The 14,843-nt window shown below is 58.1% G+C and carries 12 protein-coding genes; 10 read left to right on the top strand and 2 right to left on the bottom strand.

Annotated features, from left to right (window positions below):
- The first annotated feature begins 134 nt into the window (after positions 1–134).
- The 9 genes from G442_RS20430 to G442_RS25855 all read left to right on the top strand — a co-directional run bounded on the left by G442_RS20430 (position 135) and on the right by G442_RS25855 (position 9,822).
- Entirely contained in the window at positions 135–2,636 is a 2,502-nt protein-coding gene (locus tag G442_RS20430; RefSeq protein WP_084440323.1) for a mechanosensitive ion channel family protein, read from the top strand.
- Positions 2,637–2,759: 123 nt separating this feature from the next.
- Positions 2,760–3,581: an SDR family NAD(P)-dependent oxidoreductase gene (locus G442_RS0101895; protein WP_084440322.1), complete on the top strand. Its 822-nt coding sequence runs from the start codon at positions 2,760–2,762 to the stop codon at positions 3,579–3,581.
- 171 nt (positions 3,582–3,752) lie between these two features.
- Entirely contained in the window at positions 3,753–6,377 is a 2,625-nt protein-coding gene (locus tag G442_RS0101890; RefSeq protein WP_246789303.1) for a M16 family metallopeptidase, read from the top strand.
- Positions 6,378–6,452: 75 nt separating this feature from the next.
- Positions 6,453–6,743, top strand: a complete 291-nt coding sequence (locus G442_RS0101885) for a hypothetical protein (RefSeq protein WP_146882090.1) — start codon at positions 6,453–6,455, stop codon at positions 6,741–6,743.
- A gap of 80 nt (positions 6,744–6,823) precedes the next feature.
- On the top strand, positions 6,824–7,096 hold the full coding sequence (locus tag G442_RS26535) for a transposase (protein ID WP_371863389.1): 273 nt from the start codon (positions 6,824–6,826) through the stop codon (positions 7,094–7,096).
- Positions 7,097–7,234: 138 nt separating this feature from the next.
- The gene (locus G442_RS26530; RefSeq protein WP_026396620.1) at positions 7,235–7,639 is read left to right on the top strand and encodes an IS5/IS1182 family transposase; all 405 of its coding nucleotides are present in this window, start codon (positions 7,235–7,237) and stop codon (positions 7,637–7,639) included.
- Positions 7,640–7,823: 184 nt separating this feature from the next.
- Complete coding sequence (locus G442_RS0101870; protein WP_026396619.1) at positions 7,824–8,246, top strand: hypothetical protein; 423 nt, start codon at positions 7,824–7,826, stop codon at positions 8,244–8,246.
- Positions 8,247–8,512: 266 nt separating this feature from the next.
- A complete protein-coding gene (locus G442_RS0101865) occupies positions 8,513–9,454 on the top strand; it encodes a VOC family protein (protein WP_246789291.1) in 942 nt (313 codons plus the stop codon).
- Positions 9,451–9,822 (top strand): hypothetical protein, encoded by a 372-nt coding sequence (locus G442_RS25855; RefSeq protein WP_161628314.1) that lies wholly within the window; start codon positions 9,451–9,453, stop codon positions 9,820–9,822. Before G442_RS0101865 ends, G442_RS25855 begins: the two co-directional genes overlap by 4 nt.
- 262 nt (positions 9,823–10,084) lie before the next feature.
- Here the strand turns inward: G442_RS25855 and G442_RS0101855 are convergent, their stop codons facing one another.
- Together G442_RS0101855 and G442_RS0101850 are read right to left on the bottom strand one after the other, a co-directional pair.
- Complete coding sequence (locus tag G442_RS0101855; RefSeq protein WP_026396616.1) at positions 10,085–11,248, bottom strand: MFS transporter; 1,164 nt, start codon at positions 11,246–11,248, stop codon at positions 10,085–10,087.
- Positions 11,249–11,618: 370 nt separating this feature from the next.
- Positions 11,619–13,001, bottom strand: coding sequence for an ABC transporter ATP-binding protein (locus tag G442_RS0101850; protein ID WP_026396615.1), 1,383 nt, complete (start codon positions 12,999–13,001; stop codon positions 11,619–11,621).
- Positions 13,002–13,352: 351 nt separating this feature from the next.
- On the opposite strand from G442_RS0101850, the gene G442_RS0101845 reads away from it, so the two are divergent.
- Positions 13,353–14,744 carry a M20/M25/M40 family metallo-hydrolase gene (locus tag G442_RS0101845; protein ID WP_026396614.1) on the top strand — a complete coding sequence of 464 codons (1,392 nt, stop codon included), beginning with the start codon at positions 13,353–13,355 and terminating at the stop codon, positions 14,742–14,744.
- Positions 14,745–14,843 lie beyond the last annotated feature (99 nt).

Below are 14,843 nucleotides of genomic sequence, written 5' to 3'. Positions count from 1 at the left end.
GGGCTGATCGTGTCGGATGGAGGCGCTGCGCTGCCTCGACAGAATTCTGCCGGATGGAGATCGCTTCCCCAAAGGCCGGGCGCTCGTTCGCCCGGTCGCCTGTGGCCGGCAAAGGGGATTTTTCAGGAAAGCCTATGTCATTGAAAGAAAAAAGCTTTTGGTGTTGGCGCTCTGGCTCGGCCACGCTTCTGATCGTGGCTCTCGTCGTTTGCCCTCTGGTGGCTCGGGCGCAGCAGAATTCGAGTCCGTCAGCCTTGGCGGGATCGGTCGCTTCTGGTTCGTCCGGTTCGGCGACCGGGTACCTGACGCCGGGCGCGGATTCGCTGATTGCGGCGCCTTCGGCGGTCGTCTCCGACGCCGATCTGAATGCTCTTGAGGCCTCGATCGAGCAGATTTTCAGGACGCGGGTGGATTCCCACGCGATGCGCGGGGCGGCGGAGGTCGCGGATCTGGAGCGCCGCGCTGACAAGGCTGAAACCAGCGCGAACGCCATGGTCGCGCGGCTGGAGCCTTACGAGAAGATCTACCAGAGTTTTCTGGCGCTTCTCGGCCCCGCGCCGGGCAAGGGGGAGACCGACGCTTCTCCAGCGATCACCGCCCAAAGGGACAGGCTCCTGAAAGGGAAGGGCGATCTTTCAGGTCGCTTGATGCGCGCACGACTGTATGCGCTCGAGGCGCATCAACTTGTAGTCGCTTTAGGGCAGCGTACCGATGCCGTGCAGCAGGCGTTGCTGACGCAACGTTTTCAGTCTCCTCTTGGCGCGGGTTTCTGGGGGCGGCTGCGGGGCGAATTTTCCGCTGACACCGGACGGGCGCTGCAATTGTCCAACGAAATTGGCGAAAGCGTTGTGGACGCCACGAAAAGAGGTCGCCTGACCTTTTTTCTCGTGGGGATCGTAGCCGCTGCATGTTTGCTGTGCGCTCCGTTCGCGCTCGCGCGGCAGATACGGCGAGCTGCGGCCCGTATCTTGCGCGACGGAAAGGACAGACGTTTGGCCTCGGCGTTGATGCTGATGGTCGTGTCGCTTGCCTGCGCCATGGCGGCGTCCGGCGTCTTCTGGCTCGGGCTGACGGGGGGAGACGACCTCGAGGGCACGGACCTCGATTCTTTCGCGGATATGGTCGGCGCCCAATTGCCTATGGCGGCGGCGTTGCTTGGGGTCGCAGCCGCCATCCTCTCTCCGCGACAGACAGAATGGCGGATTGCGCCGCTGAATGACGAGGCTGCGCGGGCTCTCGTGCCGCTGGCGATCTGGTTCGCAACGTTGCCCGTGCTCAAAGGCGTCTTGCGGTATGTCGACTTGGCCAGCGGACTTGGTTCTCTGGGTGTGCAGGTGCTGGACGCCATCTTCGTTTTCGTCGCAGCGCCGCTGCTCATCATGATTCCCCGTGCGATTGTCCGCAGTCTGCCGGGCGAGGATGGGCAGGAGCCGGATGAAGCGCCGGGAACGTTGATCGAGTTGAGGACAGCCAGCATCGGACGACTTGCTCGCACTTTGGCTACTATCGTGGCGGCTTTCTGTTTTCTGGCTGTTGCTTGCGGTTACATCCCGCTTGCGTACACGACGGTGTCCTGGTTGTGCTCAATGGCGGCCGCCCTGACAGTTCTAGGGCTGGTTTTCATGCTGGCGCAGAACCTTGGGGAGACGGTGTTCGTTTCGTCTTCCTCCCTCGGCTGGAGGCTGACACGGCTGGGCGTCCCGCATCGGGTCATCGATCTGGGCAGCGTGCTGGCGACCGGCCTGATCAGCGTCTTTCTGGCGTTCGTCGCGATCGCGGTGGCGCAGTCCGCCGGAAACTTCGACCTTCAGCAGACTGCTGTAAACGTGGGGCAGCTCGTCGTCGGGCCGAACATCGGCGGCGTTACATTCTCTTTCGACACAGTGCTGATCTGTCTCGTAGCGCCGGTAGCCGGCCACTACGTCATCAAGGCGTTTCAGGGGTGGCTGCGGACAAGGCTCTTTCCGAGAACGCGTCTCGACCTTGGCGCGCAGACGTCCATCGTCAGCATCTTCACCTACACCGCCTGGATTCTCGTCGGGCTGACGGTTCTGTCGTCGATCGGGATCACGGTGAAGAGCATGACATGGGTAGTCAGCGCGCTCTCGGTGGGCATCGGCTTCGGTCTGCAATCGATCGTGCAGAACTTTGTGTCCGGCATCATTCTTCTGGCCGAACGTCCGGTGACGATCGGCGATCTGGTGGAGATCGGAGGAACGGTGGGCGACATCAAACGGATCAGCGTACGTTCGACGGATATTGGGCTTGCGGACGGGTCGACGATGATCGTGCCGAATTCGCAGTTCATCACCTCCGCAGTGCGAAACGCAACGCTTGGCCACCCGACAGGTTCTCTTTCGGTGGCGGTGGACCTGCCTCTGGGCACGGATCTGGTCAAGGCGATAGGCGTCATGTCTTCCGCTCTGGCTGGGGTGCCTGATCTGTTGAAAACGCCGGCTCCCACGGTTTCCGTTTCCAGCATCTCGGGCAAAACCGTGACATTGAGCGCGTCCGGCCGGACGCAGTCTCCAAGAAACGTCGGCGCAGTTTCGAATGAGGCGCGTCTGGCGATGTGGAAAGAACTGCACGCAAACGGGGTCGTCGCCTCCATTCCTTCCTCTGCTTCGGAAGGTTGACGAAATTTCATGGGGCTGTATCGCGTTGCACGATACCGCGATGACCTTCTTGGTCGTAAACACTCCGGGGTAAGGCGGGTTTGCGGCGTCGAATGACCGCGGGGCGCGAGCAGGGATATGGATATGGCCACGGCCCGGGAGGACGGAAGAAGCGAACGGCCATTGGCTGTTGTGACGGGTGGGTCTGGCGGAATCGGCGCCGTGATCGCTTCGCGTCTGGCGGATGCGGGCTATGACGTCGTCGTCGTGTCCCGTCGTTCACCTCCTGCGCTTGTCCGTGAGGGCGTTTCGCATATGCCGTGCGATCTTACGGACACGGCGCAGATTGTTTCTGCCGCGGAGCAGCTGGTCGCTGCGGGCAAGAACGTTAATGTCCTGATTCATTGCGCGGGGGTCATCACGCCTGCTGCAGTCGATGCGCTGAGGCAGGACGACGTTGAACGACAGGTCTCGGTCAATCTCGTGGCCCCTATATTGCTCACCTCGCGGCTGATGGCGTCGATTCCGTGCGGGGGCCATGTCGTGTTCATCAATTCGATGGCGGCGGTCATGCCGCTTGCCGGAAGCGCCGTGTACGCCGCGACCAAGGCGGGTTTGCGTAGTTTCGCGCTCTCTCTGTCGCTGGAGGCGCGACGTAGAAAAATCGCCGTGTCGTCGATCTTCCCCGGCGCCGTCGATACGACCATGCTGCGAGACGAAATGGCGGGTGGAGGATCGGTGCTGAACTATGTCAGCGCGCCAGCTCGCCCCGAAGAAATCGCCGCCACCGTCATGGAAACGCTGAGGCGACCCGGGGGAGAGCGGTTCAGGCCCGCGCTCGACGGGCTGTTCGGGAAGCTCTGCATGCTTGCGCCGGGCCTGTTACGCCTTTCACTGCCGTTGTTGACCTATCTGGGGGGGCGCGGCGTACGCCGCAGCTGCCCGACCGCCCGCGCGCCAAGGTGACAGCGTGGCCGTGAGGCTGCATGATCCCTGCCGCTACAGGTAGAGGGATTAGCTCACGTCATGACCTTTCGCTTTCCGCACGCGGTTCATCCCTTGTTGCGCGCTGCGCTGCTGTCTGGCGCCGCCCTTGTCGGCCAGGGCGCTGTTTGCGCCGTGGCGACCAGCCCTTTTATGGCGGGCGCATCACAGGCGGCGCCTCTCGCCACCAGCGCCGACCGCGCGTTGCAGGCGACGTTGCCCAACGGATTACGCGTCGTCATCGTGCCGGATCGTCTGGCTCCCGTCGTCACCACGGAACTGAACTATCTGGTCGGCTCTGCCGAAGCGCCGGACGGTTTCCCCGGAACGGCGCACGCCCTTGAGCACATGATGTTCCGCGGCTCCGACGGGCTCGACAAGGATCAGCTCGCGGCGCTGGGCGCACGTCTGGGCGGCAGTTACAACGCTGACACGACCGAGGACGTGACCCAGTATTTCTACACGGCCCCCGCCGAGGATCTGGACGTCACGTTGCGCATCGAGGCGTTGCGTATGAACGGTCTGACTCTCTCGCAGGCGGACTGGGACAAGGAGCGCGGCGCGATTGAGCAGGAGGTTTCGCGGGATCTTTCAAGTCCGGCTTACCGCTATATCTCGCAGCTTCAGTCGATCCTTTTCCAGGACACGCCCTATGCGCACGATGCGTTGGGAACGCGGCCGTCTTTCGACAAGACTGACGCAAAGCTTCTGCGTGATTTCTACGAGAAATGGTATGCGCCGAACAATGCGATCCTTGTGATCGCGGGCGATGTCGATCCGCAGGCGACTCTGGAGAAGGTCAAATCGATCTTCGGCGCCATTCCGCGCAAAACGCTGCCGGAACGCAAACCGGTTTCTCCCGCGCCAGCGCCAGCCCGCACCCTGTCGTTTCCTACGGATTACCCGATCGGCTTCGCCACCATAGCGTTTCCGATGCCCGGCCTGACGGCGAAGGAGTTCGCCGCCGCCGATATCCTGTCCGACGTGCTGGCGAGCCAGCGTGGGGCGCTTTATCAGCTCGGCCCGACCGGCAAGGCGCTGTTCGCCAGTTTTGAATTCGCTCCGAAAAAACAGACAGGATTCGGACTGGCGCTCGCAGGATTCCCCAAAGGCGGAGATTCCAACAAGGCGCTCGGTTATATGCGCGACGTTCTGGCGGACATCCGTCAGCACGGGGTTCCCGCCGATCTGGTCGAGGCCGCCAAGCGCAAGGAGATTGCGCAGCTTGGCTTTACCGCCAATTCTGTCAGCGGTCTGGCCGAAAGCTGGTCTCAGGCGCTGGCCTTCAAGGGGTTGTCCGCACCAGACGACATGATCGCCGCCTATAACGCAGTGACGCCGGAGGCGGTCAATGCACTGGCGCAGAAGCTTCTTGACCCCGCGCGGGCCGTGACGGCGATCCTGACGCCCGAAAACTCCGGCAAGCCGGTCGCAGGCGGCGGGTTCGGCGGGGCGGAGTCCTTCGCCTCCGCTCCTGACAAGCCGGTGAAGCTGCCCGACTGGGCGGAAGCCGCGCTGAAAAAACTCGATGTGCCGCCGCCCGCGCTCGCCCCGGTCGTGTCCACGTTGCCGAATGGTCTGACCCTGATCGTACATCCGGCGCATGTCAGCCAGACGGTTGAAGTCAACGGGATGGTGCGCGGCAACTCTGATCTTCAGGAGCCAAAGGGTAAGGAAGGCGTCGCGGATATTACTGAAACGTTGTTCAGCTATGGCACCACAAGCCATGACCGTCTGGCCTTCCGCAAGGCGCTCGACGAAGTGCCTGCGTGGGAAAGCGCGGGCGCAGGATTCTCCCTTCGCGTGCCGTCTTCGAAGTTCGCGGAAGGTATGGCGCTGCTCGCCGAAAATGAACTGCATCCGGCGTTCCCGGAACAATACTTCCAGATCGTGCGCCAGCAGACCGCGCAGGAGCAGGAAGGGCAGCTTCAGTCGCCGGGATATCTGTTTGACCGCGCCGTGGAAGCCGCGATCTCGCCTCCGCATGATCCGACCCTGCGACAGGCTACGCCGCAGACGATTATGGCGCTAAAACTTGATGACGTGCATGCGTATTATAAAGCCGCGTGGCGTCCGGACCTGACGACCATCGTCGTCACCGGCGACGTGACGCCCGAGCAGGCGCGTGAAGTCGTGGAGAAGACGTTCGGTGGCTGGGCGGCGGAAGGGCCGAAGCCGCAGGTCGATCTGCCGACGCGCCCCGACAGCAAGACGTCGCGCGCCAATGTGCCGGACAAGAGCAATGTGCAGGATACGGTGATCCTGCCGGAGAGCCTGGGGCTTACCGCCGCGAACCCCGATCATTTCTTCCTGACGCTTGGGAACGAGGTTCTGGGTGGCGGGTTCTCATCGCGCCTGTATCGCGATCTGCGCGTGAAAACCGGATATGTCTATTCGGTGAGCAGCAGTTTCGAATGGGGACGCACACGCGGCGCGTACTCCGTGTCTTATGGCGCCGACCCGGACAAGGTCGGTCCGGCTCGTGAGGCCGCGATGCGCGACATCAAGGCGATGCAGACGGCGCCTGTGACGGACGATGAACTGGTGCTGGCGAAATCGGCGTTGCTGCGCAGCCTGCCTCTGGCGCGTGCCAGCCTAGGCGCTATCGCCGGGGAATATTTGCATCTGACGCAACTCGGTCTACCGCTGAACACGCCTGATATTGCCGCGCGTAAGTATTACGATGCGACCGCGGCGGACGTGCAGGCGGCGTTCAGGAAGTGGGTGCGTCCGGCTGATCTGGCGGAGATTGTTAAGGGCCCCTCGCCGCATTGGTGAGGGGACTTAATTTAGTGACGATTTTCTTTATTATCCAATAATTACACCTTTAAAAGACCCTAAGGTGGGTAAAAAATGCAAAAACCAACGGTAAAAATTCCGTACACAAACATGCCAAAAGATGAGGGGGAAATAATCTCTGTTTATTTGTGGAGAGAGCACAGAGATTTGGTGATCAAGTTCAAAAAATTAGGAGAAAGCTACAATCCCGAAGATGAATCGGATGAACAGGTACAGGTAGGTGTAGATATTATGAATGAGAGGGTACAAGTGGGGTTGCGTATAATCGATTTTTTAAAAAAAACGGGCCGAGAAATTCACGGTGATAGTAATGACCTTGGGGGAGATATATATAAATATCTGTAGTGGCAGTTTTTTGGTAATTTTTTTGACATTTTAAGAGGATCAGATTGTTAAGATATTTGCTTTAGGCTCAGGATCCATTGATGTGGGCAGCAGGATGTGATTCAGGCTCCTTGAGGAAACTGAAGATGAGAGACCTGTATTGGCTGACGGGCGAGCAGATGGATCGTCTGCGACCCTTTTTCCCGAAGAGCCATGGCAAACCTCGCGTTGATGACCGTCGTGTGTTGAGCGGGATCATTTTCGTGAACCGAAAAGGTCTGCGCTGGCTGATGCACCCCGGGAATACGGTCCACACAAGACGCTCGACAACCGCTGGAAGCGCTAGAGTGCCATGGGAATATTCATCCGCATGATGGAAGGACTGGCTACCGGCAAGGTGGAGCTTCAGACAATCATAATTGATGCGACCTATCTCAAGGCACATCGCACAGCTTCGAGCCTGCGGTTGAAAAAGGGGCTCCAGGCCGTCTGATTGGGCCACCAAAGGCGGGATGCGAATAGCCGTCAGCGACCGGAACGGACGTCCGCTCGACTTCTTCATGACAGCAGGTCAGATCAGTGATTACGTCGGCGCCGCTGCCCATCCGGACAGTCTCCCACCAGCCGACTGGATGCTGACAGACCGGGGCTATGACGATAACTGGATCGGGAGTGCCCTAGAGGAGAAAGGGATCAAGCCCTGCATTCCGGGACGGAAATCCCACGGGAAACCGGTAAAATACGACAAACGGAAATACAAACGACCCAACCGTATCGAGATCATGTTCAGCAGGCTCAAAGACTGGGGGTGGGTCGCAACACGCTATGACAGATGCCCGACCGTCTTCTTCTCGGCAATCTGCCTCGCTGCAACCTTCTTGTTCTTGTTCTTGTTCTTGTTCTTGTTCTTGTTCTGAGTTCTGAACCTGATGTATTGACGCATAATTCTTCTAAATTCTCTATGGATAACTTATGTTTGAAGTAGTCAATAAGAGAGCAGGGGATGTCAATATTATAACTTAACTGTGAGTTTTGGGGTGGTGGCCAGAAACTTAAAATAGATCGTTGCTCGGCATAACTCGAAAAAAAGAAAGTAACCAGATGAAGTGGCGCCTTGCGCAAGGAATGATTTGGGGAAAATTGGACAACCCGTATCCGATGAAAAAGCCAGAAGTTAGGCCTGCGATGGAATCGGACCAGGGGGTTGTAATAATGTGGACAAAAACCAGCCCCGTCGTTGGTATGCGTACTCTTGTTTTAAGAAAAGGGAATTTTGAAGCTGTCGCTTATGCGATAGATGAGGTAATTAACGATGAGACAATAAGAGTCTCACTTATTCTTGACCCAAAATTCGCTAAATTTTGGAAAATATTAACCTATCTTGGTGAGAAGGCTGAATACTCCCCATCGAATGATGAGCTAAAGTGTGTGTCGGCTTCTTTGGAGGAAGCTCTTCCGTTGTGGCGAGGCGCTCCTGGTTCTGGTGCATATTATTCCGATAGATATAAAAATCTAGAAATTTAAAAATAACTGTAACAATAAACGGTAGAATCAGATAAAATCCCCGTTTTTTCTCGATTATATTGATAAAATATCTGCGAGGATTTGTGTTGTGCATACTTCTGGAAAGCGACTAAAAATCTGTCGATTGGCCGCATCAATACGAGCTAATCCGAAGCGCGTTTTGTAGCAGGCTGCGACCATGATAGATTTTGAGTCTAGCTAACGACTGGATAAGGTCGGCGTATCGTCTAGGCTGTCTAACCGTTCGCTAAACAGGAGCGTTTGCTGTGCCAGTTCTTTCCCGGAAAACCACCAGCGCGTTGAAGACGTTTGACTGGCGGCGCTTGGTATTGTCTCTGCCTGTCGGGATAACGTTGTGTCTGGCTAACGCCGCACACGCGGCAGACAGTTTCCTGCCGTTGGCGGTCCCTGCGACGAACAAGGCGATGCCCGGAAAGTTCGTATATGCACAGTTGACCACGCCTGACATTGTGCAGGCCGAACGCTTTTACGGGCAACTTCTGGGGTGGACGTTCAAGGAGTCGTTGGTTTCAGTCGGGCGTTACGTGCAGGCGACGGTGAACGGCAAAAGCGTTGCTGGACTGGTCGAGCGTCCCCTTGATGGGCGGCACACCCCGCTGTGGCTTCCCTTCATTTCGACTGCAAGCGTCGATCAATTGGTTGTAACCGCGAAAACATGGGGTGGATCGATCATGTTCGCGCCCCATGACATTCCCGGTATTGGTCGCGAAGCGATTATTTCCGACGCGCAGGGAGGGTTGTTCGCAGCCGTGCAATCCAGCAGCGGCGACCCGGAAGATTCTGACGCCCCCGCCGTTCAGGGGCAGTGGATATGGAATGCGTTGCTGACGCGCGCGCCCAGAGACGCCACGGGCTTCTATCAGAAGCTTTTTTCATACGAGGTTCGGACGCAGGATGAGTCGCAAGGCCCTCTGCGCTACATACTTTCCTCACAAGCCTCGGCGCGCGCTACGGTGAACCCGCTGCCGCCACGTCTGAGCGCCGATGCGCCAGCGCGCTGGATCAGCTTCATCAATGTCGACAATGTGGCTGAGAGCGCGAAAAAAGCGGTGGAGCTTGGCGGCAGCGTGATCAGTGAGCCGCATCTTGATCATAACAACAGCATGATCGCCATTTTGGCCGATCCCTCAGGCGCTGTGTTCGGCGTTATGGAAGCCCAGGCCTCTGTGGACGGAGAAGCGAAATGAGCGTGTTGACTGGCAAAAAGATCAAACTGGTCGCCGCCCTTGGGCTCGTTGGTATGCTCTCTGGATGCGTCGGTGTCGGTTACGATGATTTCGGTGGTGGATATTATGGCGGCGGCGGCTGGGGCGGTGGCTGGGGCGGTGGTTGGGGGCCGGGCTACGGCGTCGGACCGTATCGTGGTGGCGGCCCTCGCGGATTTGGCGGCCACCCGGGTGGTGGCCCGGGTGGCCGAGGCGGGCCGGGCGGCGGGTTCGGCGGTGGCGGCGGACATGGTGGCGGCCCCGGCGGAGGTGGGCGCGGTGGTGGTCCGGGTGGTGGCGGCCACGGAGGCGGCCCAGGTGGTGGTGGGCATGGCGGCGGCAGGCACTGACGCGCCACAGCGGGACGTTTGGTTTTAACCGACGTCTCGCTGCTTGTTACGAGCTATACGAGATGTTTTCGACCTCCTGCTGGCGGTCGTTGCTCAAATTGGCTGATCGCAACATGAGCATTTATTGTCAGTCGCCGGTGACGGGAAAGTTGGTGTGTAGAGCGTCCGGGTGGTCTGGCCGAGAGTGTTAACGGACGCTCTGTCGCACTGGTAATGGCTCTAAGTTTTTTAAGTCTTTAAATTATCTTTTTACAAATCGATATCAAGTGACGGTATCGTTCAGCAGAACGCGTGGCAACAGCATTCCCATGATGGCTACGACAGCCAATAGGCCACTCACAATCCCGAGGGCGAGTGAGAGGCTGGTCGAATGGGCGATAAACCCAAGACCTGCGGGGCCTGTCAGAATGCCGGAGTAACCAAGGGCCGTTATTGCGGAAACGGCCAAATGTTTCGGCATATAATTTTGGCGACCAATGGCAGAATAAAGCACGGGCACAACGTTGGCGCATCCCGCGCCTACAAAGGCGTAACCCAGTAATGTAATTTGCCATGCAGGAACTGCTGCAACGAGCAACATTCCCGTTGCGGCAAACAGGCTACCGCCAATGATCAGTAAGCGGCCGGAAACGTGGCGTACAAGTTGATCGCCCAGTAACCGCCCTACAGTCATTGTGCAGGCAAAAGCAACGTAACCCAATCCTGTATAGCGCACATCAACTCGGCGTTCCGTCGCAAGAAAAACAGCACTCCAATCGATAGCTGCTCCCTCGGTGAGGAAGACGACGAAACACATGACGCCAATGGCGAGTACAACGCCATGCGGTAGCGCAAAGGACATGTCCTCTCCAGCATTGGCGTGTCCTGTCAGCAGCCCCGGCAGAGTCAGGACGCCGCTCAGAAGCAATAAGAAAATGACGCAAAAGGAAGCATTTGCAGGAGAGAATCCCAAACTTAACAGGCCGCTGACCCCTGTGGCTCCCAGAAGACCACCCACGCTGAACAGGCCATGGAAGCCGGACATCATCGTTCGTTTGGACGCGCGTTCAACAATGACGGCCTGCACATTGACTACGCAATCGATGCAGCCGGCGCCGGCTCCGAATACGACCAGGGCAATTGCAAGAACGGGTATCGAGCCAGAAGACGCTAACACGGGGAGGGCGCAGCATATCGCCAAAGTCGCGCCCGCGATGATCCGCCGACAGCCGTAGCGACCTGCCACGCTACCAGCTACTGGCATGAATATGATCGAGCCGATTCCGAGGCACAGAAGTAATAGTCCGAGATGAGCGTCATTCAAGCCGCATCGAAATTTTACATAGGGAATAATCGGCGCCCACGCTGCTCCAGCAAAGCCGGCGATAAGAAAGGCCAGACGTGTGGAGCGTCGCGCCAAATTTGAATTGGGTGAAGGGTTTGCCATCGAGGTCACAATAGAATCCCTTCACTGTGTGTTCAATGGCATAATTTAATATATATTAAGGTTGTATTTTTATTTTTAATTCCATTGAGTCTAGTATATGGATACAAATCGTTCTCTTCGTGATTTGCGTCAGATTTTGCTTTTCTCAGCCTTTTGTTGATTTTTTCTGTATATTTTTGTTATTTTTATTGTAAAATTAATAATTCGTATGGCTGCGAACGTTGTTCAGGATTTTTCAAGCGGACAAAATGCTTATGTGCGGATGAATGTCGTCCTTCGCGTAGTTGACGCTCGATTGGATTTTCTGGGAAATATTTTCAAGAATCTATGAATATTTCAGGGTAATTCTCTTGAGTAGGCAAAGCGGACATCACCCAAGCGTATTTTCCGTCAGTAAAAACTCATTCCCCTCTTCATCAAAATCAAAGAGCTCCGCATACCGCGCCCATTGGACAATGGTTTGCAACGTCTGGGCGGCGTATGCGGGCGACATGCTTTCCTGCAATTCGTCGCGAAACCGTGTGACGCTGACGGTATGGTTGGGGCGTTCGTCCAGAGCTGCGCAAATTGATTTCATCAAGGGCGCTTCGTTCAGGAAGGCATGGCGCAAGATCGCCTTGCGCTCGTCGGCGTCGCTTCCGGCGAAATGCTGGCCTTCGTGGGTCAACAGAATGTCGCCGTCCTCAAGTTCCGCAAGGCCGAGCAGTTGCAGCGTCTCCACCAGAGGAAAGAGGTCGTCCAGTTCCAGCTGAGCGCGTGACGCCAGAAGCGGCAGGTCGGCGTGGCCGCCCAACGGCGGCGCGGCCAGAGCCTCTATCAGCCCAAGCATGCTGCCGACCGTGACGGCGGGCAGGGGCATATGCGTCGGTCCAGGTGACGCGGGACGCGCCTTATTCAGGTCCGCCTCGGACACGACAGGTGTGCGACGGGTCATCAAAGAATAGATATGATCGACGAGTTCGCGGAACGCCGGATCGTCGCGGTTGCGCGGGTGTGGAAGGTCGATCAGCAATTCATGCTCGATCCGCCCCGGATTGGCGGCGAAGACAAGGACGCGATCGCACATCAGCACTGCTTCTTCAATGCTGTGGGTGACAATCATCATCGCTTTGAGCGGCAGCTTGCGTTCGTCCCACAATTCCATCAGGTCGGTGCGCAGATTTTCTGCTGTCAGCACGTCGAGCGCTGCAAACGGTTCGTCCATCACCAAAAGATCAGGGCGCCCCGCCAGGGCGCGGGCGAGGCCGGTGCGTTGCAGCATGTCGCCCGACAGTTCACGTGGCCAAGCGTTCTCATTACCGGACAGGCCCATCAGGTCAATGACCTCGCTTGTGCGGGCAGCCTTCTCGGCGCGAGGGAGCGCATGGGCTGCGAGCCCGAGTTCGACATTCTCCTGTACGGTCAGCCATGGAAAAAGTGCGTAGGACTGAAAGACAATGCCGATGCCGGGCACCGGGCCGAGCAAAGGCTGGTCGTGCCAAAAAACACTTCCTGCTGTGGGGGCGACAAGCCCCGCCATGATCCGTAGCAGCGTGGATTTTCCGGAGCCTGATCTTCCCAGCAAGCCGACAACCTCTCCCGAGCGGACGGTCATGCTGACGTCGTCAAGGACAAGAAAATCGGCGTTGGCGTCCTGATGGAAAGACTGCTTGACGCCCGCCACCCGGATCAACGTTTCCTCCCCGCGCTCGGAAGCGGCGAGGGATGTTTCGTGTGCGACGGAAAAGAGGGGGCGCTTCGGCGCGTTGGGCATCGCGGGGTTCGTCCGGTCTCCACAGAAGCGCTCTCCGATCCGCGACGCCAGCGAGCGCGAGGAACACAAGAGCGTAAGCGAAGTCTACTGCGCGACGCCAGATCAGGGAAGCCGTGTAACGGTCCCGTTTGAAATGGCGTCCGAATGGCGCTTCCTCGTGCACGGCATATGGTCCGCTGACATGATAGGGCCCGTTGCTGTGTTCCGACTTTTGGCTCAGGTGCGGTTATTAGCCATGTCTGGGAAGACTGTTCGCGTCGTAACGAGGGGCGCGGCGAGAACGAGGTGGGTTTCCCTCGGGCGGGTGAATGCATACGATCCGCTTTCGATTTGAACCGAGGAGAAACGATCATGCGGGTGATTCCATTCGCGCTTGTACTGGCTGTTCTGGCGCCTCAGGCTGCCCGAGCCGAAATTGCGCATCACCCACGGGCGGAGCAACAGTCGCTGGACCTCGCAAAGGCGTCGATAGCGCTGCGTTCAGTGTCCGGGCCTGGAAACCAGACGCCGCAGGTGGCTGAGCTCTACAAGAGGACTCTGATCGAAGGCGGATTTTCGCCTGACGACGTCGTCATCACGCCGGTGGATAACACGGCTTATCTGATTGCGCGCTGGCCGGGCTCCGATCCGGCTCTGAAGCCGCTGGTCATTTCCGGCCATATGGACGTGGTCGAAGCGAAGCCTTCGGACTGGAAACGCGACCCGTTCAAGCCGATCGTGGAGAGCGGTTATCTGTTCGGGCGCGGCGCGACGGATATGAAGCTTGACGGCGCGCTGGCGATCTCATCGGTCATCGAACTGCGTCGCGAGGGGTACAAGCCGCGTCGCACGATCATTCTCGCGTTTTCCGGGGACGAGGAAACGGCGATGAAGACGAGCGAAATGGTCGCAGACGCCCTTCGCAACGCAGATCTTGTGTTGAATATCGACGTCGGTTCAGGGGTTCTCGACGAGAAGACGGGCGAGCCGCAGTATTTCAGCTGGCAGGGCGCAGAGAAGACCTATGCGGATTTCCGTATGTCGGTCTCGAACCCCGGCGGCCATTCGTCGGAGCCTCGTGCGGATAATGCGATCGACCGGCTTGCTGCAGCCTTGCTGCGCATCCAGAAATACCAGTTTAAGCCGGAACTCAACGACCTGACGCGCAGCTATTTCGAAAATGCGGCGAAGCTGCGTCCCGGCGCCACTGGTGCGGCCATGCTCGCGTTCGCGAAGGACCCGGCTAATGCAAAAGCCATTGCGACGCTGAGCGCTGATCCGGCTCTGATCGGCAAGATCGGGACAACCTGCGTGGTGACGATGATCGACGGTGGCCACGCGCTAAACGCGCTGCCGCAACACGCCTCGGCAAACATTAACTGTCGAATTTTCCCCGGCCACGCGCGCGCTGCCATCATGCGCGAACTGGAGCAGGTCGCGGCGGATCCGCAAGTTCACTTCGAGGATGTGAGCGCGGGATCTGTCGAAACGGCGGCGTCGCCCATGCGTCCTGATTTTGTCGATGCGGTGACTGCGGGTATTCAGAAAATTTACCCTGGAACACCGGTTTTCCCAAGCATGACGGCGGGAGCGAGCGACAGCATGTGGTTTCGCAAGAACGGCGTGCCGAGCTATGGCGCCAGTCCTGTGTTCCTGAAACAGTCTGAGGATTTCAGTCACGGCCTGAACGAGCGGACGCCAGTTGCGAGTATCGCTCCGGCGGTGGATTACTATCTGTCCGTAATCCCGGCGCTTTCGCATTAGAGCGCGCTTTAAAGCCTTATCAGTTCACACTGGTTCACGGATAAGGCTCTGGTTTGTCGTTTTGGCGAGCCTCTTTATCCGATCAGCCGATTCAGGTTG

Source organism: Acetobacter nitrogenifigens DSM 23921 = NBRC 105050 (assembly GCF_000429165.1).
Lineage (GTDB): Bacteria > Pseudomonadota > Alphaproteobacteria > Acetobacterales > Acetobacteraceae > Acetobacter > Acetobacter nitrogenifigens.
The sequence above is the reverse complement of the archived record's forward strand: the minus strand, read 5'-3'. Positions and strand labels throughout refer to the sequence as shown.

Bases quoted from the DNA above. Each gene is read 5' to 3' on its own strand.
- G442_RS20430 (WP_084440323.1), top strand. From the start codon at position 135: ATGTCATTGAAAGAAAAAAGCTTTTGGTGTTGGCGCTCTGGCTCGGCC.
- G442_RS0101895 (WP_084440322.1), top strand. From the start codon at position 2,760: ATGGCCACGGCCCGGGAGGACGGAAGAAGCGAACGGCCATTGGCTGTT.
- G442_RS0101890 (WP_246789303.1), top strand. From the start codon at position 3,753: ATGGCGGGCGCATCACAGGCGGCGCCTCTCGCCACCAGCGCCGACCGC.
- G442_RS0101885 (WP_146882090.1), top strand. From the start codon at position 6,453: ATGCAAAAACCAACGGTAAAAATTCCGTACACAAACATGCCAAAAGAT.
- G442_RS26535 (WP_371863389.1), top strand. From the start codon at position 6,824: ATGTGGGCAGCAGGATGTGATTCAGGCTCCTTGAGGAAACTGAAGATG.
- G442_RS26530 (WP_026396620.1), top strand. From the start codon at position 7,235: ATGCGAATAGCCGTCAGCGACCGGAACGGACGTCCGCTCGACTTCTTC.
- G442_RS0101870 (WP_026396619.1), top strand. From the start codon at position 7,824: ATGAAGTGGCGCCTTGCGCAAGGAATGATTTGGGGAAAATTGGACAAC.
- G442_RS25855 (WP_161628314.1), top strand. From the start codon at position 9,451: ATGAGCGTGTTGACTGGCAAAAAGATCAAACTGGTCGCCGCCCTTGGG.
- G442_RS0101855 (WP_026396616.1), bottom strand. From the start codon at position 11,248: ATGGCAAACCCTTCACCCAATTCAAATTTGGCGCGACGCTCCACACGT.
- G442_RS0101850 (WP_026396615.1), bottom strand. From the start codon at position 13,001: ATGCCCAACGCGCCGAAGCGCCCCCTCTTTTCCGTCGCACACGAAACA.
- G442_RS0101845 (WP_026396614.1), top strand. From the start codon at position 13,353: ATGCGGGTGATTCCATTCGCGCTTGTACTGGCTGTTCTGGCGCCTCAG.